We start from the raw sequence: 22,475 nt of genomic DNA on the forward strand, positions 1-22,475 counted from the left end.
TGCTGCTAGAAATGTTAACGAAGGGGACGAGGTAAACTTATGAGAATGATTTGGAAGCTAGTCATTTTTGCCCTCATGGTCTCACTATTCATTGCAAACATTCCTCAAAAGGTGGATGCTTCCGTTTCCGTAAGTGCACGTGGTGCAGTTCTAATGGAGCAAGAATCAGGGCGTGTCCTATTTGAGAAAGATGCCCACACAAAACGAAGGATTGCTAGTATTACAAAGATCATGACGGCAATTCTTGCGATCGAATCGGGAAAAATGGATGAAATAGTGAAAGTAAGCGAACAAGCTACCCGTGCGGAAGGGTCGTCTGTCTATTTAAAGCCTGGGGAAAAGATTAAGCTGGAGCATTTAGTATATGGTTTAATGCTTAGGTCTGGCAATGACACGGCCGTGGCAATTGCTGAACATGTTGGGGGAAGTTTGGATGGGTTCGTCTATTTAATGAACCAAAAAGCTAGAGAGATTGGTATGTTGAATACCCATTTTTCCAATCCACATGGTTTAGACGACCATGAAGATCATTATTCAACTGCCTATGATATGGCTCTATTAACTCGGTATGCTATGCAAAATGAAACATATCAAAAAATTGCTGGAACCAAGACTTATAAAGCGCCAAACCCTACTGAAAATTGGGACCGTCAATGGAAAAATAAAAATCGGTTACTTACAAAATACAAATATACAACTGGCGGTAAAACTGGGTATACCAAACGTGCAAAAAGAACCCTTGTGTCAACAGCAACCAAAGGGGAAATGAGTTTAATTGCGGTTACGTTGAATGCTTCGGATGACTGGAATGATCACATTGCGATGTATGAAAATGGTTTTAAAACCTATGATATGGCGGAAGTGTTGTCAAAAGGGAAGATAGATATTAAAACAAATAAGGTTTATCAAAAACATCTATATATAAAAAAAACTATTGTTTACCCTGCCACTAACGAGGAAATGGACTTGTTCTCTATAAAATATAAACTAAATAAGCCCGGTGAAGATTGGGAGGACTCAAACCATAACGGGGAAGCCGTTGGTAAAGCACAGGTTTTTCTGGACGGAAAAGTGGTTAAAGAAACACCTATTTATTATCAAGGAGGTCCTGAGAAGAAAAAGGGACTATTTGATTCAATAAAAAATATATTTCTTTCTGTTATTGGCGTGAGATTATATGGTTAATTATATTTGGGTTTTTATGACAATAGTTGGTTTTATTTTTGCGATGATTAATGGAACAATGACGGAAGTTAACAAAGCGATATTTGATGGGGCAAAGGAGGCTGTGACTCTGTGTATTGGATTGATCAGCATTCTTGTTTTTTGGCTGGGTATGATGAGAATTGCCCAGGAATCAGGGTTACTTGAAGTATTATCAAAGTTATTTCGCCCGCTTGTACGAAAGTTATTTCCCGATGTGCCAACGAATCATCCCGCAATGGGGTATATATTATCTAATATGATTGCGAATATGTTTGGCTTGGGTAATGCCGCCACGCCGCTTGGAATTAAAGCAATGGAGGAATTAAAACTATTGAATGGCGGCAAGAATTCAGCCAGTCGTTCAATGGTTACGTTCCTGGCAATAAATACAGCTAGCATTACCATCATACCTACTACAGTCATAGCAATTCGAATGAACTATAATTCTGCATCCCCAACAGAAATAGTTGTACCAACGTTAATTGCAACCATCATTTCAATGCTCGGAGCAGTTATGATAGATCGTTATTTTTATAATCGACGAAGGCGTAAAGGATGAATGGAATGGAATTTCTCTCTCAGATATCCCTAGGTTTTATCCCTGTTTTAATAGGAATTATCCTCCTTTACGGAACCTATAAACAAGTTCCGACCTATGAGAGTTTTGTTGAAGGCGGAAAAGAAGGGATCAAAATTGCCTTTTCCATCATTCCATTTCTTGTAGGAATGTTAGTGGCGATTACTGTCTTCCGTGCTTCAGGTGCCTTAGAAGCACTAATGAACTGGATAAGACCAGTGATGGAAGCCATCGGTGTCCCGGCTGAAATTGTCCCGCTCATCTTAATTAGACCCATTTCTGGAACAGCGGCACTTGGCATGACAAGCGATTTAATGGCTGTCTATGGTCCCGATTCTTTTATTGGGAGGCTGGCATCTGTTTTGCAGGGCAGTACAGATACTACCTTTTACGTGTTGACTGTTTATTTTGGTGCAGTTGGGATCAAAAAAATGGGGGACGCCTTAAAGGTTGGATTACTTGCGGATGTAGTGGGTATTATAGCAGCTATTGTGGTAGTACTATTAGTATTCGGAGCAAAATAAAAAAACTGTTAAGAAAAGGCAGATTCCTTGGGAGAGATTTACTAAAGGGGTCTGCTTTTTATTTTTCTACAATAAGATAACCGTGCTTTGAAAAAAGGCGATTTTGTGTCATAATTCATTAGGAAAGAATAACTAATTGTTTTCCTAATAAACTGTGGTGCAGCACATAGTATTCAAAATAAAAGGTAAACAGCTGAGGTGGATCATAATGGAAAGATTGCAAAAGGTAATAGCACGAGCTGGAGTAGCTTCAAGAAGAAAATCAGAAGAGTTAATTAAAGAAGGCAAGGTAAAAGTCAATGGCAAAATAGTTACTGAGCTTGGCGTGAAAGTTACATCATCTGACCGGGTTGAAGTGAATGGAATTCAAATTGAGAAAGAGGAGCCTGTTTATTTTCTACTCTATAAACCACGTGGTGTCATTTCGAGTGTAAGTGATGATAAAGGAAGAAAGGTAGTAACTGATTTCTTTCCCTATCAACAAGAAAGAATTTTCCCGGTGGGACGGCTAGATTATGATACTTCCGGATTATTGCTACTAACAAATGATGGGGAGTTTGCAAATTTGCTTATGCACCCTCGGAATGAGATAGAAAAAACGTATGTAGCTAAAACGAAAGGAATTCCTTCAAAGGAGAACTTAAGAAAATTGGAAAGAGGAATTCGTCTCGAGGACGGGAAAACTGCTCCTGCTAAAGTTAAAATGCTTTCGGTTGATAAACAAAAACAAACCGCAATTATCGAAATCATCATTCATGAAGGGCGAAATCGTCAGGTTCGGAGAATGTTTGAAGCGATTGGTCATGAAGTTTTGAAACTGAAACGAGAAAAATATGGTTTTTTAACATTGCATGGATTATCTGCAGGGGATGCTAGAGAATTGACACACCATGAAGTGAAGCTATTAAGAGGACTATCATTGGAGTCTACTAAAAAAAATTCATAAAGCTGTCACAATTGCATTTGAATGTATTTACTATAGATATAGTGGAAAGTGATATAATTTAGACAATTGTGTTTAGAAAATTGTAACTTTCAGGGGGGAGAAAGATGAAAAAACGGCGATTAGTCATGAGGACAACAATCCTCGTTATTCTGGCTGCGGCCGTTGCCTTTACGCTGTATGCCAACTTAACAAAGGATAATAGAATGAAAGTAGAAGTTGGTAAAAAAGCTCCTGATTTTGTATTGGTTGATATGGAAGGTGAAAAGCATAAACTTTCCGATTATAAAGGACAGGGAGTATTTTTGAATTTTTGGGGAACTTGGTGTAAGCCGTGTGAAGCGGAAATGCCTTATATTAATAATCAATATAATCATTATAAAGACAAAGGTGTCCAAGTACTGGCAGTAAATGTCAGTGAGTCTGAATTAGCCGTAAATCGATTTGCAGAACGAAAAGGGCTAGACTTTCCTATTGTAATCGATACAGACTCTCAGGTTCAGGCTGCATATGGAATTAACCCTCTTCCTGCAACATTTTTAATTGACAAAGATGGGAAAGTGGTTAAATATCATACAGGAACATTAACGGAGTCAACAGTAAGGGAGTTTATGGAGAAAATTAAACCTTAAGGGTTTGTAGGGAGTTTTTTGCAATGAAAGATGTTAAATGTGAATGCGGACATGTAAATCCACATGGAACCGTATTGTGTGAAGCATGCGGAAAGGTTTTTGATGAACAATCAAAAGATAAATCTCTTCTGGATATGCGTTATGAAGGCAGTGCTCGCCGTTCACAAACATATAATAAATCCATTGTTGATAAGATATGGAACTTTTTTTCTTCCGTTAAGGTAGGTGTGTGGCTCATCATCATCACCTTAATTGCTTCTGCAGCTGGGACGATTCTTCCACAGGAAATGTACATACCACCTACTATGCCGGCAGAAGAATATTACGAAGATCAGTATGGTTGGTTTGGTAAATTATACTATGAGATAGGCTTTAATAATTTGTACAGTTCATGGTGGTATTTAGTATTAATTGCAATGATCGGTATTTCTCTTGTCATTTGTAGTTTAGACAGGGTTGTGCCATTATATAAGGCACTTAAGGCCCAAAGAGTAACAAGGCATGAGGGCTTCCTAAAGCGCCAGCGTCTCTTTGGTATCAGCGAGAACGTTGATGGCAGAGACATCGAAGCTGTTAAACAACGATTAAGGGAAAAACGATACCATGTACGAGAAGAAAACGGGGACTTGCTTGCTGAAAAGGGGCGATTTTCTCGTTGGGGTCCATATGTGAACCATGTGGGATTAATTGTTTTCTTAATCGGAGGAATGCTACGATTTGTTCCAGGTATGTACATTGATAAAGTGTTATGGCTGCGTGAAGGTGAAACCAAGGTTGTCCCTGAAACAGATGGACAATATTATGTAGCAAACGAAAAGTTTATTCTGGAGAATTATGATAAAGAAAAGGACAAAACCTTTGAAGCTGCGATTGACCGTGCTGGTATGGTAGTGAAAAATTATCAGACAAACGCAGTACTTTATAAAAGAGTAGGCCCAGCTATTCCAGGTGAAAAGCCAGAATTAGTAAAAGTTAAAGAACACAAAATCAAAGTCAATCAACCATTGAAATTTGAAAAGTTTGCTTTGTATCAAGTAGACTACAAACTCGATGAACTTAATACAATGTCTTTCTCTTTGACAAACAAAACTAGCGGGGAAACCTTTGGAGACATAAAAATAAATCTTTACGATCCAAAGCCGAAATATGAACTGGGAAATGGATATCATGTTGAAGTATTAAGTTTTTTCCCAGACTTTGAATTTGCAGAAAACGGGGAACCGACAACAAAATCAAGGATACCTAATAATCCTGCCTTTGTGTTCAAAATGACATCACCGGAAGTACCAAATGGGGAAACAAGCTTTGTTGCGATTCAACAAACCATTGAGCCATTAGGTGATAATCAATACAAAATGGCGTTCAAAGGAATCGAAACTAAAAATGTCACTGCCTTAACAGTTCGAAAAGACTTAACGATCTGGATTATTATTTTAGGTGGTATTCTCTTCATGATTGGTGTCATCCAAGGCGCGTATTGGAACCATCGCAGAATTTGGGTACAAAACAAAAATGGCGAGATCTGGATTGCTGCACATACCAATAAAAATTGGTATGGCATCAAAAGAGAAATTGAAAGTGTATTATCAGAAACAAAAATTAATATACCTGCTGATCAGATTCAAAATGAAAAAGTGGATAAGGAGGGAGTCTAGTTGGTAACAATAAGTAGTAATTTACTTTATATTGCATTTGTCCTTTATTTAGTTGCGACCCTCTTCTTTGGTGGAGCCATCAAGGCTAAAAAAGATATAGAAGAAAAAAAAGGTACAAATCGCTGGGGAAAAATTGCCGTTTTTTTAACAATCGTTGGTTTTATTTCTCAGGTGGGATATTTTATTACAAGATGGATTGCTGCTGGGCATGCACCTGTAAGTAATCTATTTGAGTTTACAACCTTTTTTGGAATGTGTCTCGTTGGTGCATTCATAGTCATTTATTATATTTATCGGACACCGCTCCTTGGGTTGTTTACTATGCCGGTTGCGATTCTTGTTATTGCTTATGCAAGCATGTTTCCTAGAGATATTTCGCCATTAATACCAGCGTTGCAAAGTGACTGGCTTCATATCCACGTTACAACGGCAGCCTTAGGTGAAGCGATTTTAGCAATTAGCTTTGCGGCGGGATTGATTTATCTAGTAAAGGTAATTGATCAATCGACACCGAGCAAAAGAACTTTTTGGCTCGAAACGGTGATGTTTGCGTTAGTAACTACACTAGGGTTTGTTCTAGTTTCCACATTATTCTCTAGCTTGGATTACAAAGCAGAATTTAATTGGGTTGATAAGAATGACCAAGCAGTGACAATGGAATATACCATGCCAGCCATTACGGGTCCTAATGAAGGAGAACTCCTAACAAAAGGGAAATTTGAACCTCTAGTTGAAATGCCTGCATTAATAAATGCGAAAAAAATGAACTCTGTTATTTGGTCATTTATTGGAGGATTTATTCTCTATGGGTTAATAAGATTAATACTAAGAAAACGTATCTCTGCTGCACTTCAACCTTTAGTTAAAAATATTAACCTGGATTTTGTTGATGAAATCAGCTATCGTTCAGTACTAATTGGTTTCCCTGTATTTACCTTAGGGGCATTGATTTTCGCGATGATTTGGGCACAAATTGCCTGGACGAGATTCTGGGGCTGGGATCCTAAAGAGGTTTGGGCGTTAATTACGTGGTTATTCTACGCAGCCTTTTTACACCTTCGTCTTTCAAAAGGTTGGCATGGTGAAAAGTCAGCATGGCTTGCCGTAATTGGTTTTGTCATTATCATGTTTAACTTGGTTGCAGTAAACCTAGTTATCGCAGGACTCCATAGTTATGCGGGATAATAAAGAATTAAATTTTATAACCTTTACTTTTTCCAAGTAAAGGTTATTTTTCAAATAATAAGTTAAAAATTAGTTTTCTGTCATAAATTCGACACTATTTGAAGAGACAATTACGTTTAGTTATAGATTAAAATAGTCACATTTTGTAAAATAACTGCATGGGGGGATAATTAATGGATAAAGACGTTAAAATTTTAGTAGTAGATGACGAGGAAAGAATTCGCCGTTTATTAAAAATGTATTTAGAGCGTGAGGATTATACGATTGATGAAGCAGAGGATGGGAATGAAGCCTTAACGAAAGCGATTGCAAATGATTATGATGTAATCCTTTTAGACTTAATGATGCCTGGCAAAGATGGTTTAGAGGTTTGCCGAGAATTAAGGGAAAAGAAGGCTACACCTGTTATCATGCTAACAGCAAAAGGTGAAGAGGTTAATCGTGTCCAGGGCTTTGAAGTGGGAACAGACGACTACATTGTTAAACCATTCAGCCCTAGAGAAGTAGTACTACGAGTAAAGGCACTATTAAGAAGGTCATCTCAAACTAGTTATCTGCAAACAGATACAACAACAAAGGATGTTATTGTGTTCCCACATTTAACGATTGACAATGATGCCCATCGTGTTCTTGCTGATGGTAAAGAGGTAAGTTTAACTCCAAAAGAATATGAATTACTTTATTTCCTTGCTAAATCACCTGATAAGGTTTTTGATCGCGAGCAATTACTGAAAGAAGTTTGGCATTACGAATTCTTTGGTGATTTGAGAACGGTTGACACACATGTTAAGCGTCTTCGTGAAAAGTTAAATAAAGTCTCTGAGCAGGCAGCAAGAATGATTCTTACAGTTTGGGGAGTTGGTTACAAATTTGAGGTAGTTAATGAATGACCTTTTTACGAAGTGTAGTTGGTAAACTCTGGTTTACCATCATATTTTTGGTGGCTTTTATCCTTTTCATCTTAACTGTAATGCTCCTTGAGTTTTTTGAAAATAACACCATTATGGAAACCAAAAATGATTTAACTCATCAGGCTGAGAAAATAGCTAAAGTATTGGAAAATCATCCTGATGAGCAATTACCTTTAGGGTTAGAAATCTCTTGGGAAATTATTGATGAAGTTACAAATGTGGTTATCATTAAAAATGACCAGGAAGTCTATATCTCTCCAAACTCGGAGAAATCAGTAAAGTTATCGGTTCCAGACATCCGAAATGATGTTGAATTGTCGAAAGTATTTGAGGAAAACAGAACAGTTGAAAAAGTCTCAAGGCTTACTTCTAATGAATTAAAACAAGACAGTGCAAAATATTCGATCATTGGTGTTCCGCTGCACATAGATGATGGACAAAATGGTGCTGTTTTTATTTATCAATCATTGGAGGTAGTTGAAGAAACTACTCATTCAACAACTAATTTTATACTACTTGTTGCTGGTGTTGCAATTATCCTAACAACTATTTTTGCTTTCTTCTTATCTACCAGGATTACAGCACCATTAAGGAAAATGAGAGAAGCAGCATTCGAAGTAGCAAGAGGTAAATTTGATACCAAAGTACCGATCCTAACGCATGATGAAATTGGTGAGCTTGCTACAGCTTTTAACCAAATGGGCCGGCAATTAAAGTTCAATATGAATGCCCTTAGCCAAGAAAAAGAGCAGCTTGCTAGTATCCTAAGTAGTATGGCAGATGGTGTAATAACCTTTAACCGTGATGGAACGATCTTGATAACCAATCCTCCAGCAGACCGCTTTTTGCAATATTGGTACTATGAAAATGGTGGTCCTGGAAACACTTCTGGGGAAATACCGACTGAGGCAATGAAACTTTTTCAACGAGCTGTTGATACAGAGAAAGAACAAGTAGGGGAAATTTCTCTTCAAGGCCGCCATTGGGTCATTCTGGTCAGCCCTCTTTATAGCAACCGATTTATTCGGGGAGCAGTAGCTGTACTTAGAGATATGACAGAGGAACGGGTACTAGAAAAAATGAGAAAAGACTTCATTGCAAATGTTTCTCACGAGCTTCGAACACCAATTTCGATGTTACAGGGCTATAGTGAAGCGATTGTGGATGACATTGCGGAATCTCAGGAAGAGAAAAAAGAGATGGCTAAAGTCATCTATGATGAATCATTAAGGATGGGCAGACTTGTTAATGAGTTGCTTGACCTCGCTAGAATGGAAGCAGGGCATATTCAATTAACACTTGATGAGGTTAACCTTCATTCGTTTATGAATAGAATTGTTCATAAATTTCAAGGGCTTGCTAGAGATAATGATATCCATTTAAGTGCTGACCTAGAACATGATATACCAAATATATTATTTGACCCTGATCGTATTGAACAAGTGCTGACCAATTTAATTGATAATGCTATCAGACATACTCCTCAGGGCGGATCAGTTAGATTACTTGTAAAAAAGGATGATTTTGGCATAAAAGTAGAAGTGTCAGACTCAGGTTCAGGAATACCGGAAGAAGATTTACCATTCGTTTTTGAACGTTTTTATAAAGCAGATAAAGCACGTACTAGAGGAAGAGCCGGTACTGGGCTGGGACTTGCTATAGCAAAAAATATTATTGATGCACACCGAGGGCATATCTCCGTACAAAGTAAAATAGGACAAGGAACGACATTTACCTTTTTACTTCCACGAAAATAAGAAAAAAATGGCGATTTCTCTTGATTCACGGGAAACAATTAAAACTCATCTTTTACTGATGAGTTTTTTGTTTTTTTATCGTTTCTGTAACATGCCTTCACTTTTTGACCTAAAAAGTCTATATTTAAAATATGTAACTTTTTGTACATAAGTATCGACTAATTCAATGAACGGGGAGGGGAATGGAATGGACTCCGTTTTCGATGAACTATATCAAAAATATCATCATGACGTTTTTCAATTTTTATTTTATATGGTAAGGAACAAGGAACAGGCAGAGGATTTAGTACAAGAAGTATATATCAGGGTGTTTAAATCCTATCATCGTTTTCAAGGAAAGAGCAGCGAGAAAACGTGGCTTTTTTCTATCGCACGGAATGTCGCAATCGATTCATTTCGAAAGCAAAAGGGATGGAAGGGCAGACTGCTTGAAAAGTTTGATTGGACTTCCAACCAAGTAAAAGATGAATACCCAATTCCAGACGAAATTATGGTCCATAAAGAAGAAGTTAAATGGATTTATCAGTGTCTAGAGCATTGTACGGTAGATCAACGGTCTGTTGTCGTATTACGTTTCTTAAATGATTTATCGATTACCGAAACTGCCGAAACCTTGGGGTGGACAGAGAGTAAAGTGAAAACAACACAACACCGCGCATTAAAGGTTTTAAAGAAGTATATGGAAATGTTTAATGAAAAGGAGGGATTAGAAAGTGAAAAAGTCAGAGTGGAGCGATAAGCAGCTCGAAGAATTACTAAGGCAAATGCCCAAAATACATGACAATCGCAATCCTCGTGACATATACCAAAATCTTTCTATAAAGAAGAGAAAAAGACCGGCGTGGCTCATTCCAGGTTTTGCAGCTGCAGCTGCCTTACTCTTATTCTTCTTATTAGTTCCTAAAATGTTGAATGGAACACAAAATTCTTTTGATAGTGCAAAACAAGAAGAATCATCAAGTGAAGCAAAAATGAGCCAGTCTGATGATCACTCATCGCTTTTGATGAAAGAGGATAGTAAATCAGGTTCTGAACCTGAAATGCGGATAACCGAAATCAATAAAAACGCTTTATATGATGATGAAGCGGGTGATGGAACTGTAATCACGTATTGGATTCCTGATTCGCAGGCACAAAATCTAGTACCTATATCCATTGTTGTTACACCAGATAATAATAAGAATTGGTTAACTATATTTACAGAATCAATGGAATTATTTAATGAAGAGGAATGGGGACTTGCTGATTATTATCCTTTAAATGCCAAGTTCGAATTGGATGAAACTAAGAATACAGTCATAGTTGACTTACCTAAAAATCATCCTTATGGGCAAGGTTCTACAGCTGAAATTAATTTTATCACTACTCTTAAGAATAATATAGCTTCAAACAGTAACGTTAATAAAATTATGTTAAAAACCGATGGTCAGCCGGGTGTAGAACTTGGTAATTATGGGGTATTGGAAGAGATAGAAGTAAAACCAGAAGGAAAACACGCCTATTTCTTTTATAAACCTGATGGGATGGATACCACCTACCTCGTCCCTTCGACTGATACGTATCAAGATATTAACGCTGCTTTGGAAGCAATGAAGACCGATCAACAAGAGCAAGCTCTAAAAGCCTCATTAATACCATCCTTCCCGATTAAGGATGTTACAGCCAAAGAAAATAAGTTAATCATCACCCTGGATGAAAAGGCAGCAATGGAGAATAGCCAGGAAACCGTGAACTCCTTTGAGGCTATTTTACTAACTGCTAAGGAGTTTGGGATAGATACGATAACGATAGTAAATGCTCCGATTCAGCTGTTGGGACCATTTGACTTAACGAAAGAAATGAAGGTTCCACTAGCGCCAAATCTTCGTCAAATCCAATAAAAAAAGTTAAAGAGATTGACCATAACATGGTTAATCTTTTTTTTGTCTAGTTCCAGGCGCCTTCCACTTTTCTATTTATTTGTGTATAAAAAACCATTTGTCTCCAAATTATAACAAGTATGTTCGACCGTCTCATCAAACAATATGTTCTAAACTTGTTTAGGTTAACATATGGTTTGTGTAGGAGAGGACAAGATTAAGGAGGAAAAAAATTAAATGCGAGACTACATAAGGCGGCTTTTAATCGCCGCAATTATGGCGCTTTGTGTCAGTTTATTATTTTTAGGAGGTAAACAGACGGAAGCGAGTATGCAGGATTCACAAGAAATAAGAGCTGGATGGATATGGCCCACGGATGGTGTCGTATCTGATACATATGGGACAAGGCATGGAACACATAAAGGAATTGATATAGCTGGGAGTCTTAACTCACCTATAGTGGCTGTAGAGGATGGCGTAGTAGGTAAATCCTATTATTCGAAAACGTATGGGAATGTGGTCTTTATTAATCACCCAAATAATTTTGTTACTGTATATGCTCACTTAAATAATCGACTTGTAAATGAGGGACAAGAGATTAAACAGGGTGATAGAATTGGAACAATGGGGAGAACGGGTGAATCCACTGGTGTTCATCTCCATTTTGAGAGTCATCAAATTGAATGGACGTATGATAAGAAAAATGCTATTGATCCTGAAAGACTGCTTGGGAATGCTGAGGTAGGTGTGGCAGTTAAAGGTGGAATGGAAGGAACTTCTGAAAGTCTAACAGCTAGTACAAACGTGAAAGGTCACAGTGCCCATTATATTGTACAAGCAGGAGACACCTTATCATCCATTGCTCTAAAAAGCAACCTATCAGTTGCAAAACTAAAAGAAGTCAACCAGTTAAAATCAGACCTCATCTTGCCTGAACAGGTTTTAGTAATCCAGAACTAAATATTTAGCGCTAACCGTCACAATCGGTTAGCGCTTTTTTCTTTTCAAAATTAATTATTATTAGTATAATTAACAAGAAATTAAATATCGATCTATCTTCGGGGCAGGGTGAAATTCCCGATCGGCGGTATTAGAGTAAAAACTCTTGAGCCCGCGAGCCTTTATGGCAGGATTTGGTGTGATTCCAATGCCGACAGTATAGTCTGGATGGGAGAAGATGGAGGTTCTGCGACGTTCTAAAAACGCTGGTATATTGAACGTTTATTAAGAGTGCCTTTGTAAACTCCCTCAAGATATATTCTTGAGGTTTTTTATTTTACTGGGACACCTTAAAAGCTGCTGAACCTCTCTTCCTAACTTGATGGATCAAAAGGAGAGAGGAAAAATTGAAGAAAAAAATGAGTGTCAAAGCAATTGTATCAATCGGAATGCTGAGCAGTATCGCATATCTTTTAATGCTGATAAACTTCCCGCTCCCGCCATTCCCAAATTTCTTATTTATCGATTTTAGCGATATCCCAGCATTAATCGCAGCTTTAATTTTTGGACCTGTTGCAGGAATTTTAGTCGAGTTTTTCAAAAATGCGCTTAATTATTTAGCTACTGGAAGTACAACTGGAATTCCGGTTGGGCATATTGCCAATTTTTTAGCTGGTATTTTGTTTGTGTTGCCTACTTTCTATGTTTACAACAAAATGAAAACCAGAAAAGGAATGACGCTTGCACTCATTGTTGGAACACTTATTATGGCGATAATGATGAGCGTTTTAAATTACTTGTTTATTTTACCGGCGTATACTTCGCTCTTGCAGTTCCCTGACATGCGTAATTTAGTCGTACCAGCTATCTTACCATTTAATATCATAAAAGGTTTAATTATGTCTTCAATATTTATGCTGTTATTCCTTCGGATGCAGTCATGGATTAATAAATTAACAATCGTAAAGAGTGCTTAATTAAAAAGAAACCAGGTGCATGGTCTTACCCCTGTCAAGTAGACAGCTTAAAAAAACTATGCGACTAACGCGTGTCGGTATTCAACTGGCGCGCGTTGGTTTAGTTTCTTCTGAAAACGTTTGTAATTATAGTGGTAGATGTAATCTTCGATTGCTTGTCTAATCTCATCTTCTGTTTTACACTGTTCTATATACAACTTCTCTGTTTTAAGGTGCGAAAAGAAGGATTCGATGCAGGCGTTATCCAGGCAGTTTCCTTTGCGAGAGTGGCTGCCCTTTACGCCGTATTCTTCTAGTCGTTTGTTGTATAGCTTAGACGTATACTGAAAGCCTTGATCTGAATGTACAACGGCTTCAGCTACGTCTTTTTTGCTTGTCCATTGAGAAACAGTATTTAAGACAAGTTCAAGATCATTTCTTCTTGATAACTCCCATGCTACAACTTCATTATTAAACAAGTCTTGAATGACCGATAAATAATAAAATTGCTTACCATCCGAAACGTATGTAATATCCGTAACCATCTTTTGATTAGGAGCTAATGCCTCGAATTTTCTATTAAGACGATTAGGTTGTATCACAGAAGGTGTGTGTCCATGTCGTTTCCTCTTTTTGCGTATGATAGCTTGAATTTCCATTTCCTTCATAAGACGGTATACCTTTTTATGATTAATTGAATAATCGTTTTCATTTAACCAAGTGGTCATACGAGGGTATCCAAATTCAGGATGAAGTAAATGAATCCCCATCATGTGTTCTCTTATATCCTGATCTTGTTTGGCTCTTTCTGCTCTATCTTTCTGAGTAGCCCTCCACTTATAGTAACTAGCTGGCTTAACATAAGCGATCTCTAACAACCAGGTAATACGATGGGTATCTTTTAATTCATCAATGATCTCATATTTGATTTGTTGAGTGATTTCCTCTCCTCCTTTACCAGATTTGGATACTGCTTTTTTAAATAATCCACCTGCGCTTTCAAATAATCTCTTTCTTCTTCGACGGATTTAAATATGGTTCGTGGCCTACCTTTGAATGGATTAGTAGCTCCAACTCTTGTATCAAACTGTTCCCCATCTTTCCACTTCCTAACCCAAACTTTAAGTTGAGTACAATTTTTAATGCCAAGTTCTTCAGCTAAAACCGCATAACTTTTATTTCCATTGATATACTTCATAACTGCTTGTATCTTAAATTCATCAGTATAACTCTTAAATTCTTGTCCCTTTTTAGCCATTGAAAAATCCCCTCCAAGTATAAGTGTACCACCGACAATAACTATTGTGGTTTTTTTACACTGTCTACTTAAAGGGGATAATATCAGCAGCCTGGTTTTTTTATTTTTTAAAAAATAAATAACCCCCGCCATTAGGCAGGGGAAGCAGCTTAACAATATTTTAATGACAAAATATTATTCGAATTTAGTTGCGTTGCCTTCAAATGGTTCATCAGCAACTTTAATTGAATCTGTTGGACAGCCTTCGAAAGCATCCATCATATCATCAATTAAAACATCAGGGATTTCAACAATACCCTCATTATCATCAAGAGTTACAAATGCAATACCCTCATCATCATAATCGTAAATGTCTGGTGCTGCTGCGCCACATGCTCCGCATGCAATGCAAGTTTCTTTGTCAACAATCGTATACTTTGCCATGAAAAAAAAACCTCCCAATAAAATAACTTACTACCTTCCATATATAATGGAAACGCATTACTCATTCCTATTGTAAAACTCTGTGAGTAACTTTTCAATAGAAAAATGCTATATAGAAAATGGATTCCCCTAATCTTCCACAATTTTTAGCAACACGATACGCCGTTTCATGATAGAATAGAGGATAGAAAAATAGGTGATTTTGTCGATTATGAACAAAAAGTGGTGGAAAGAAATGTGTAGAATTGAAAACATTTTGTTATATTGTTTAAAACAATTAAATGGTGAACGAACAATTTATTCCATCTATCATCTGTTAAATGGAAAAAAATCATCACAAACACTTCAGGATGCACATTTATTTTCACTAAAAAGGTACTTTCGGATTCTTGAACCGTTAACGCGTGAATCCTTTGATGAGATTTTCAACAAGTTACTTGAAAATAAACTGGTTGAACCATGTGGGGAACAAAGATTTCTACTTACCTCAGCTGGGGAAGATTATTTATTAAATAATGAACAGCCATATTATGTGAATGGATGGCGATATCAACCCTTTACCTTATTAGTTTGGGAAAGACTCTCGCTGTTAGTACAAGTAACTTCAAATTTTACATTCCATGAAACCAAATATATCCCAATTCAAAAAAATGTTGATGTTCATAACTGGTTAAAGGGGTTTCTAAAGTCTACCTCTGTACCAAAGCAAGAGCTTGGAAGATCCCTTTTTTCGGAATTGGTTGAAATTCTTGAACTTGCCAGAGATGTAAATCCAAAGGTTTTAATATTTCGATTAACTGGATACAAGCAGATTGGGTTGACATCTTCTCAAATTGCGAAAAAATTAAATATCGATTCATTACAGATTCATCTGGAATTTATTAATACAATTCATTGTTTACTTCATTTTGTTGAAAATGATCCTTCTCGATTTAAAGTATTATCATCGCTGCTTGCTAATTTAGACCAAAACGATTCTTTAACACTTTCGGCTCGTAAAACCCTTGTACTTCTCAATCAAGGATTTACTGCGGAGGAAATCGCAAGCATTCGGAATTTAAAAATAAGTACGATTGAAGACCACCTTGTAGAGTTTGCTTTGAATGTTAAGGATTTTTCCATTAACTCGTATGTAAATGAAGAAATTCAGCATCAGATTCTAGAAATTTCAAAGCGAGAATCTACTAGGCAGTTAAAGGTAATTAGGAACACACTAAAAACAGCTTCCTACTTTCAAATCAGACTCGTTCTTGCAAAGTATGGTGATAGATAATGGAATTAGAAAATCTTCTGAATAAGTATTTTGGATACAAAACCTTTAAAACGGGGCAAAAGGAAGTTATTTCTTCTCTGCTAGGAGGAAACCACACGATTGCAATGCTCCCAACAGGCACTGGTAAGTCCTTATGCTACCAACTCCCTGGATATTGTCTGGATGGTCAAATTATAATCATTTCCCCTCTGTTATCCTTAATGCAGGACCAGGTGGAACAATTAATGAAATTTGGAGAGAAAAGGGTCATTGCATTGAATTCTTTCCTTGACGCTGAGAAGAGAGGCTATGTATTACGTAATTTAACAAAATACAAATATATTTTCGTCTCGCCCGAGATGTTAAGCTTACCTATTATAATGAAAAGATTACAGGCGCTTTCTGTATCATTATTTGTAGTAGATGAGGCACATTGTATTTCACAGTGGGGCTTCGACTTTCGCCCAGAATATTCGAAGTTAGGAGAATACCGGAAGCAATTGGGGAATCCCCTAACTCTCGCTTTAACAGCAACGGCGACCAAAAAAGTAAGAGAGGATATTATTCAATCTCTCGACTTACAGAATTATACCAAGATTGAATCAACGATAGACAGACCTAATATCGTCTTTTATATTGAAGAAGTACCTAACTATTATGATAAACAATCACGATTGTTAGAATTAGTGTGTCAACTTCAGAAACCAGGAATCATTTATTTTTCAAGTAAGAAAATTGCTGAACAAATGGCTTCGCTATTAGCGGAGAAAGGGATATCAAGAGCCATGGCTTACCATGGAGGCTTAGACCAGGAACAAAGAATCTTAATACAACAACAATTTATTCATGGGCAACTGGATGTAATCTGTGCAACGAGTGCTTTTGGCATGGGAGTTAATAAGGAAAATATTCGATTTGTTATTCATTACCATATGCCAATGCAAATGGAATCCTACCTGCAGGAGATTGGTAGAGCTGGACGCGATGGTGAGGAAAGTATTGCGATTTTACTATATTCTCCAGGAGATGAACAGCTTCCTGTACAGCTGGCGGAAAGTGAATTGCCGTCAGAGCTGCAAATTGACTGGCTATTTTCATATTTTCCCAAGGAAGAAAATCTGATTGACCATTTTCTTGAAATGAATCAACATTTAAGAGAAGATGGGGGGTTCTCAGAGGTTCAGTGGCGTATAATTCAGGATTTTATAAAAAAGCCTCTAGAAATTTACTCTCTAGAACATTTAAAACAGGGCTTAAAGGATTTTGTTAATGATAGATTAAAGGTTAAAAAGGGCAGTATACATTATTTAAAGAAGTGGATTAAATCCGAATCGTGTAGAAGAGAATTAATTCTAGATTATTTTGACGAAGAGCCAGGTAAAGGAAGAAATCAGAATTGCTGCGATGTTTGTGGAATTCAGTTTGAACAATACCACGCACAAGCTGGCATTCAAAGCTATCCTGTTAAGGATGAAACTTGGAAGGATTATCTAGCAAATATTCTACTAAATGGTGAGATGAGTAAATGAAAAATAAATATAATGAACTAATTAAAGGATTAACTGATAAAGAACTGCTCTCTCATCTATATTTGACCCAAATCGTACTGCTTGGCATTACTTTTATTTTAGGCATTCTATTATTTGATCACTTTTCATATTTGCGAAGTATTGATTTTTCTGATGTGAGAATTTTGTTAATTGGCGTTTCAGCAGGTGCAGCTGTAGTCATTGTAGATATTATATTAATGAAATTACTCCCTAAGTCTTTTTATGACGATGGAGGTTTGAACGAAAGAATTTTTAAGAATAGAAGTGTGCTCCATATAGCGTGGATTGCAGCATTAGTTGCATTCAGTGAAGAGCTGCTTTTTCGTGGGGTAATCCAAACGAAGGTTGGATTAATTCTTGCAAGTCTTATTTTTGCAATCATACATTATCGATACCTTTTTAATTGGTTTTTATTTTCTAATATTGTCATCCTTAGTTTTTTTATTGGCTCCGTTTATGAATGGAGTAACAATTTAGCTCTTACGATGATCATGCATTTTACAATTGATTTTTTATTAGGGCTATATATTAAATATAAACACACCATAGATGTTGATGAACAGGAGGGGCTACTTCATGAATAAAGAAGAACCTTTTAGAAGCCAGGCGGAACGGCTAAAACGGCGAATTGAAAAAATTAATGAAGAAACAACTGAGGTTCGTGACCAATTACCTCCTAGAGAACAAATCCATAGGGAAAAAAGAAAGAAAACGAAATTGAAGATAAAATATCCGGTAATTCGTATCCTGGTACTATTTTTTATTCTTCTTCCTATCGTTATTTTTAGTGCTTACTCCTATCTTGAGGAGGGAAAGGGCAGCAAGACTGAGAAAGTCACCGGCGACTCTTCCGGATATGAAGTCATTAACTTTGAAAAATCTGAAACTGAAAGTACCGTTGAAACCGAAGCAGAGGAAAAAGAAATCGCTCCTGTGGAGGATGATCAAGAGACTGTCGAAGTTCAAAAGTCCATCAGCCAGGATACTCCAATTGTGAGTCCAGCTCCTGCACCAACACCTATTAGCGGACAAGGCACTGATAAAAATGTTGAACCTGCACCTCAAGTCATTTATCATACAGTTAAATCGGGAGAAAATCTTTATCGAATTTCTCTGAAATATTACCATTCAAAAGCTGGAGAGGATATTATTCGAAAAGCGAATAACATGAAAGGTAATGAAATTTATTTAGGTCAAGTTCTAAAAATTCCATTAAATAAGTAGCCGATCATTTTTTGATCGGTTTTTTTTATGTAATTTTTCATATTTTAACGGACAAGTTCATATTTATTTAACTGAGGTGGTTGATAGTATGGATAAACCAATCCGTTCACTGGAGTATACTGATGAGGCAACGAAACAAATGCTGGAAAACGTACGCAAAAGGAAAATTAAGTTTGATACAGCCAAGAGATGGCATTATTTAACGATTTATTCTATGCTTCTTTTTGCATTCCTATTTTTTAGTTATTTCTATTTTATGATCGCAAAACAATACTCTTATTCTTTCTTTGCAATGTTTTCAGCCTCTGTTAGTGACGCCATAAATATTAGTTTGTTTGCCATTACTGCAATTCTATACGGAGCAATGAATGTTTTAAGACAGCAGAAAGATAAAAAGGAAAAAGAATACCAGGAATTAAGGTGCGAAATCGTAAATCGCAGCAAGGATCTTTGGAAGAAAGAAGATCATTGGAAAAATCGCCATCTCGATTTTGAGGTGATGAAAAGAACCTACGACATTAATCTTTATCACGAAAAAAAATAAGAAGCAGCGTCAAACTGCTTCTTTCTGCTATTTTTAAAAAAACTTCTTTTTACCTTGTTCGTCTTTTAATATTTCTACTGCTTCACGGAAACGCTGTGAATGAACAATCTCACGTTCGCGCAGGAATCTAAGACCATCATTAAGATCTGGGTCATCGCTTAGATTAATAATCCATTGATATGTGGCCCTGGCTTTTTCTTCCGCCGCAATATCTTCGTAAAGGTCTGCAATCGGATCTCCTTTGGCTTGTATATAGGAAGCTGTCCACGGGACACCTGCCGCATTATGGTAAAATAATGCATTATCATGGTTGGAATAATGGTCACCTAAACCAGCAGCCTTCATCATTTCTGGCGTAGCGTCTTTGGTGAGCTTATATATCATAGTAGCAATCATTTCGAGGTGTGCGAATTCCTCTGTCCCTATATCTGTTAATAAACCAATTACTTTATCAGGTATGGAATATCGTTGGTTTAAATATCTTAAAGCGGCCGATAGTTCGCCATCTGCACCCCCGTATTGCTCAATTAAATATTTTGCTAATGTTGGATTACAAGTACTAACACGCACTGGATATTGAAGCTTTTTTTCGTATATCCACATGGACAACATTCCCTCCCTGTATAAAATTAGATTAGTATCTAGCTGCAGCGCCTAGGGACTAGGTGCTGCAGCTTTTAAACCTGCCAAGGCCATGGAGGATCGTTCCAATTCCATGGGTGTCCGGAATAGCTGTTACCAAACTGCTGAAGGGGTCCAAATTGGCTTTCAAAAGCCTTTTTTAACGTTTTTCTTTCTTTTGCATAATGATTAAATTGCTTAATAGCTTCAAGATCGTCCGGATGAGTATCTAAATACAATTGTAATTCAACTAAAACAAAGTCTACTGCTTGAAGCTGCTCTAGTATCTGATAATATTCGGCCGGAATTTGTTTCATCGTGGCAATCCCCCCTTCGCTTTCTCAAAAGGGTTGAAGTAAGGGTCATAAAATGGTTTCCATAGTGTTCCTGCTTTTAATGCCTCAAGTGGTGTGAATTGTGGAAGATTTGGAGGTTGAAAACCGATATAAAGATTCGGCGGAGTCGAATATACTTTTTCAGGTATTGGTTTGCAGGGGTCAAACGGACTGACGACGGGACAGTATGATTTATAATGTGTAAACATTGTCTCCCTCCCTTAGTAAACATCAATAATAAATATGTAATTCTTTGTGATTCATGACATAATACTTGAAATAAAAAGGATAATTCAATGTTTTGTTTAAGTATAATAGGAGGGTAGGATATTACTTAGAGGTGATGGAAAGTGTTTGTAAAAAATATGATGATTCCAAATCATGCTTGTGTGACAGTACAGGAAGATACGACATTGGGTGCTGCATTAGAACAATTAGAGAGGAATCAGATTGATGGTGTACCAGTCTTACAAGGAGAAAAGTATTTAGGAGTAGTTACACGATACAATATCTATGAAAGCTACTTTTTATCTGGAAGGCAGAAGGATGAATATTTAAGCAGTGTCACTGTAAAAGAAATCGCTACGCACCAAGAAAAGTTCTTATTGGGCGAAGAAGTTTTTGAAAAGACACTCCTTGATTTAAAAGACTTTCCCTTATTGGCTGTAGTTGATATAAATCGTAAATTTCTAGGGGTTGTGACACGGTCAGATGTACTTTCCACTTTTCAGAGCGCTTTCGGTGTAAATCGTCCTGGGGTAAGGATTGCCTTTGCATCGGTAGAAACAGAAGGTCGAATCGCCCGTCTTTCTGAAATTGCCCATCACTTCCATGAACATATTATTTCACTTGTAACGTTTGATGAGACAGATAAATTAGTCCGAAGAATTGTTATGAAAGTTGAAAAGAAAGATAATATTGATCGGTTTACAAAGAAGCTAGAAGAGCAAGGTTTCCGGATATTAAGTATTCAGGAAGATTAGTAAATTGTACCGGAAAGAAATGGAATCCTTCTCATACAATGTATGGGAGGGATTTTTGTGTTGAGGATAATCTGGCGGTTATTTTTTATTATTTTGTGTGGATATTTATTTAATGAATGGTTTCCAATTACAGATCCATTTCATTTTTCTGATATTTTGGTCGGACCGATTATTTATCCGTTGGAATTTTTTGCTGCCTCATTAGCTTTATTCTTAGGAGTAGTCATTAGTATACAACTATTAAAAGAAATCCTACAACTTACGATAAAGGCAGTAAAGAAAAGGCGGGGTAAGCATTAGTCCTTTTTAGTTTTAGTTTTCTTTATGGTATGATTTCCATAGAACATTTTTAGAATGGAAAAAGGGGAAATGGATGATTATTATACTTGGATTACTTATAATTCTGGGAATAGCTCTAATCTTATATATGGTAAAAGAAGCGTTCCTAAATCATGTAGTAACGCATGTAATGACCTTTGAAGATTTTCCAGAGTCGTTTGGTGCGGTATCAATATTTTTTATCTCTGATATACATAAGCGCCTTATTTCGGATGAAATTATCAATGCAGTTAAAGGGAAATCTGATATTGTAATAATTGGCGGGGATTTAACGGAGAAAAAGGTTCCTTTCGAAAGGGTTAAGCAAAACCTTGAGAAATTAAAACAGGTAGGTCCAGTATATTTTGTTTGGGGTAATAATGATTATGAAACCGACTTTCGTAAATTGGACGCCATTCTGTTGGATTCTGGAATAAAAGTTTTGGATAATACTGCAGCTATTTTTGAATCTAAAAATGGTGAAAAATTATCTTTACTTGGTGTTGATGAAGTAGGTCAAGGGCGAGACAGATTAGATTTAGCGTTGTTAGACGCGGAGGATAAAAGCTTTAAAATATTGGCTAGTCACTACCCGGACATCATAGATAAAATATTACCTGAACATAATATACGTCTCGTATTGAGCGGGCATACTCATGGAGGACAAATACATATTTTGGGGTACAGCCCATTTAAAAAAGGAAAAGTAGAAAAATTAGATAATACAACATTATTAATTAGTAATGGCTACGGCACAACAGGGGTTCCGTTAAGGCTAGGGGCTCCTGCACAATGTCATTTAATTACCATTAAAAAAGGTTAG

The 22,475-nt window shown here is 36.8% G+C and carries 26 protein-coding genes and 1 riboswitch; of the genes, 21 read left to right on the forward strand and 5 right to left on the reverse strand.

Annotated features, from left to right (window positions below; genetic code table 11):
• The first annotated feature begins 39 nt into the window (after positions 1 to 39).
• From QFZ31_RS29980 to QFZ31_RS30040, 13 genes are all read left to right on the forward strand, one after another.
• On the forward strand, positions 40 to 1,185 hold the full coding sequence (locus QFZ31_RS29980) for a D-alanyl-D-alanine carboxypeptidase family protein (RefSeq protein ID WP_307310312.1): 1,146 nt from the start codon (positions 40 to 42) through the stop codon (positions 1,183 to 1,185).
• Complete coding sequence (locus QFZ31_RS29985; protein ID WP_307310314.1) at positions 1,178 to 1,765, forward strand: nucleoside recognition domain-containing protein; 588 nt, start codon at positions 1,178 to 1,180, stop codon at positions 1,763 to 1,765. Before QFZ31_RS29980 ends, QFZ31_RS29985 begins: the two co-directional genes overlap by 8 nt.
• 5 nt (positions 1,766 to 1,770) lie before the next feature.
• Entirely contained in the window at positions 1,771 to 2,307 is a 537-nt protein-coding gene (locus QFZ31_RS29990) for a spore maturation protein (RefSeq protein ID WP_307310317.1), read from the forward strand.
• 208 nt (positions 2,308 to 2,515) lie between these two features.
• Positions 2,516 to 3,253, forward strand: a complete 738-nt coding sequence (rluB, locus tag QFZ31_RS29995; protein ID WP_179596494.1) for a 23S rRNA pseudouridine(2605) synthase RluB — start codon at positions 2,516 to 2,518, stop codon at positions 3,251 to 3,253.
• Positions 3,254 to 3,357: 104 nt separating this feature from the next.
• Positions 3,358 to 3,882 carry a thiol-disulfide oxidoreductase ResA gene (gene resA, locus QFZ31_RS30000; protein WP_307310320.1) on the forward strand — a complete coding sequence of 175 codons (525 nt, stop codon included), beginning with the start codon at positions 3,358 to 3,360 and terminating at the stop codon, positions 3,880 to 3,882.
• 23 nt (positions 3,883 to 3,905) lie between these two features.
• Entirely contained in the window at positions 3,906 to 5,537 is a 1,632-nt protein-coding gene (locus tag QFZ31_RS30005; protein WP_307310322.1) for a cytochrome c biogenesis protein ResB, read from the forward strand.
• Positions 5,538 to 6,722: a c-type cytochrome biogenesis protein CcsB gene (ccsB, locus tag QFZ31_RS30010; protein WP_307310325.1), complete on the forward strand. Its 1,185-nt coding sequence runs from the start codon at positions 5,538 to 5,540 to the stop codon at positions 6,720 to 6,722.
• A gap of 173 nt (positions 6,723 to 6,895) precedes the next feature.
• A complete protein-coding gene (locus tag QFZ31_RS30015) occupies positions 6,896 to 7,612 on the forward strand; it encodes a response regulator transcription factor (RefSeq protein WP_307310328.1) in 717 nt (238 codons plus the stop codon).
• Positions 7,609 to 9,390 carry an ATP-binding protein gene (locus QFZ31_RS30020; RefSeq protein ID WP_307310331.1) on the forward strand — a complete coding sequence of 594 codons (1,782 nt, stop codon included), beginning with the start codon at positions 7,609 to 7,611 and terminating at the stop codon, positions 9,388 to 9,390. Before QFZ31_RS30015 ends, QFZ31_RS30020 begins: the two co-directional genes overlap by 4 nt.
• Positions 9,391 to 9,556: 166 nt before the next feature.
• Positions 9,557 to 10,129 carry an RNA polymerase sigma factor SigX gene (gene sigX / locus QFZ31_RS30025; protein ID WP_307310334.1) on the forward strand — a complete coding sequence of 191 codons (573 nt, stop codon included), beginning with the start codon at positions 9,557 to 9,559 and terminating at the stop codon, positions 10,127 to 10,129.
• Complete coding sequence (locus QFZ31_RS30030) at positions 10,104 to 11,270, forward strand: hypothetical protein (RefSeq protein WP_307310336.1); 1,167 nt, start codon at positions 10,104 to 10,106, stop codon at positions 11,268 to 11,270. The genes sigX and QFZ31_RS30030 overlap by 26 nt, the downstream gene beginning before the upstream one ends.
• Positions 11,271 to 11,486: 216 nt before the next feature.
• On the forward strand, positions 11,487 to 12,209 hold the full coding sequence (locus QFZ31_RS30035; protein ID WP_307310340.1) for a peptidoglycan DD-metalloendopeptidase family protein: 723 nt from the start codon (positions 11,487 to 11,489) through the stop codon (positions 12,207 to 12,209).
• Positions 12,210 to 12,299: 90 nt separating this feature from the next.
• A riboswitch (FMN riboswitch) is annotated at positions 12,300 to 12,432 on the forward strand.
• 175 nt (positions 12,433 to 12,607) lie between these two features.
• Entirely contained in the window at positions 12,608 to 13,165 is a 558-nt protein-coding gene (locus QFZ31_RS30040) for an ECF transporter S component (protein WP_307311855.1), read from the forward strand.
• Positions 13,166 to 13,221: 56 nt separating this feature from the next.
• On the opposite strand, the gene QFZ31_RS30045 is transcribed toward QFZ31_RS30040, so the two are convergent.
• Both QFZ31_RS30045 and QFZ31_RS30050 read right to left on the reverse strand, forming a co-directional pair.
• Positions 13,222 to 14,402, reverse strand: a protein-coding gene (locus tag QFZ31_RS30045) for an IS3 family transposase (RefSeq protein WP_307299975.1) whose coding sequence is annotated in 2 segments (ribosomal slippage) — positions 13,222 to 14,114 and positions 14,114 to 14,402 — 1,182 coding nt in all. Because the reading frame shifts where the segments join, the coding sequence is not laid out codon by codon here.
• A 174-nt stretch (positions 14,403 to 14,576) separates the two neighbouring features.
• Positions 14,577 to 14,825 carry a ferredoxin gene (locus QFZ31_RS30050; RefSeq protein ID WP_306073531.1) on the reverse strand — a complete coding sequence of 83 codons (249 nt, stop codon included), beginning with the start codon at positions 14,823 to 14,825 and terminating at the stop codon, positions 14,577 to 14,579.
• A gap of 235 nt (positions 14,826 to 15,060) precedes the next feature.
• On the opposite strand from QFZ31_RS30050, the gene QFZ31_RS30055 reads away from it, so the two are divergent.
• From QFZ31_RS30055 to QFZ31_RS30075, 5 genes are all read left to right on the forward strand, one after another.
• Positions 15,061 to 16,098, forward strand: coding sequence for a helix-turn-helix domain-containing protein (locus QFZ31_RS30055; RefSeq protein WP_307310345.1), 1,038 nt, complete (start codon positions 15,061 to 15,063; stop codon positions 16,096 to 16,098).
• Positions 16,098 to 17,606 (forward strand): RecQ family ATP-dependent DNA helicase, encoded by a 1,509-nt coding sequence (locus tag QFZ31_RS30060; protein WP_307310347.1) that lies wholly within the window; start codon positions 16,098 to 16,100, stop codon positions 17,604 to 17,606. The genes QFZ31_RS30055 and QFZ31_RS30060 overlap by 1 nt, the downstream gene beginning before the upstream one ends.
• Positions 17,603 to 18,211, forward strand: a complete 609-nt coding sequence (locus QFZ31_RS30065) for a CPBP family intramembrane glutamic endopeptidase (RefSeq protein ID WP_307310350.1) — start codon at positions 17,603 to 17,605, stop codon at positions 18,209 to 18,211. The genes QFZ31_RS30060 and QFZ31_RS30065 overlap by 4 nt, the downstream gene beginning before the upstream one ends.
• Positions 18,204 to 18,851 (forward strand): LysM peptidoglycan-binding domain-containing protein, encoded by a 648-nt coding sequence (locus QFZ31_RS30070; protein ID WP_307310353.1) that lies wholly within the window; start codon positions 18,204 to 18,206, stop codon positions 18,849 to 18,851. Before QFZ31_RS30065 ends, QFZ31_RS30070 begins: the two co-directional genes overlap by 8 nt.
• 88 nt (positions 18,852 to 18,939) lie before the next feature.
• Positions 18,940 to 19,395, forward strand: coding sequence for a DUF2663 family protein (locus QFZ31_RS30075; RefSeq protein WP_307310356.1), 456 nt, complete (start codon positions 18,940 to 18,942; stop codon positions 19,393 to 19,395).
• 33 nt (positions 19,396 to 19,428) lie between these two features.
• Here QFZ31_RS30075 and QFZ31_RS30080 read toward each other — a convergent pair whose 3' ends face one another.
• From QFZ31_RS30080 to QFZ31_RS30090, 3 genes are all read right to left on the reverse strand, one after another.
• The gene (locus tag QFZ31_RS30080) at positions 19,429 to 19,998 is read right to left on the reverse strand and encodes a manganese catalase family protein (protein ID WP_179596466.1); all 570 of its coding nucleotides are present in this window, start codon (positions 19,996 to 19,998) and stop codon (positions 19,429 to 19,431) included.
• 74 nt (positions 19,999 to 20,072) lie between these two features.
• Positions 20,073 to 20,333 carry a spore coat protein CotJB gene (locus QFZ31_RS30085; protein ID WP_307310360.1) on the reverse strand — a complete coding sequence of 87 codons (261 nt, stop codon included), beginning with the start codon at positions 20,331 to 20,333 and terminating at the stop codon, positions 20,073 to 20,075.
• Positions 20,330 to 20,560, reverse strand: coding sequence for a spore coat associated protein CotJA (locus QFZ31_RS30090; protein WP_179596461.1), 231 nt, complete (start codon positions 20,558 to 20,560; stop codon positions 20,330 to 20,332). Before QFZ31_RS30090 ends, QFZ31_RS30085 begins: the two co-directional genes overlap by 4 nt.
• A 141-nt stretch (positions 20,561 to 20,701) precedes the next feature.
• Between QFZ31_RS30090 and QFZ31_RS30095 the strand changes: the two genes are divergently transcribed.
• The 3 genes from QFZ31_RS30095 to QFZ31_RS30105 all read left to right on the forward strand — a co-directional run bounded on the left by QFZ31_RS30095 (position 20,702) and on the right by QFZ31_RS30105 (position 22,475).
• Positions 20,702 to 21,334, forward strand: coding sequence for an HPP family protein (locus QFZ31_RS30095; RefSeq protein WP_307310363.1), 633 nt, complete (start codon positions 20,702 to 20,704; stop codon positions 21,332 to 21,334).
• A 57-nt stretch (positions 21,335 to 21,391) separates the two neighbouring features.
• Positions 21,392 to 21,634, forward strand: coding sequence for a hypothetical protein (locus tag QFZ31_RS30100; protein WP_307310366.1), 243 nt, complete (start codon positions 21,392 to 21,394; stop codon positions 21,632 to 21,634).
• Between the two features lie 73 nt (positions 21,635 to 21,707).
• Entirely contained in the window at positions 21,708 to 22,475 is a 768-nt protein-coding gene (locus QFZ31_RS30105) for a metallophosphoesterase (RefSeq protein WP_307310368.1), read from the forward strand.

Source organism: Neobacillus niacini (assembly GCF_030817595.1).
Lineage (GTDB): Bacteria > Bacillota > Bacilli > Bacillales > Cytobacillaceae > Neobacillus > Neobacillus niacini_G.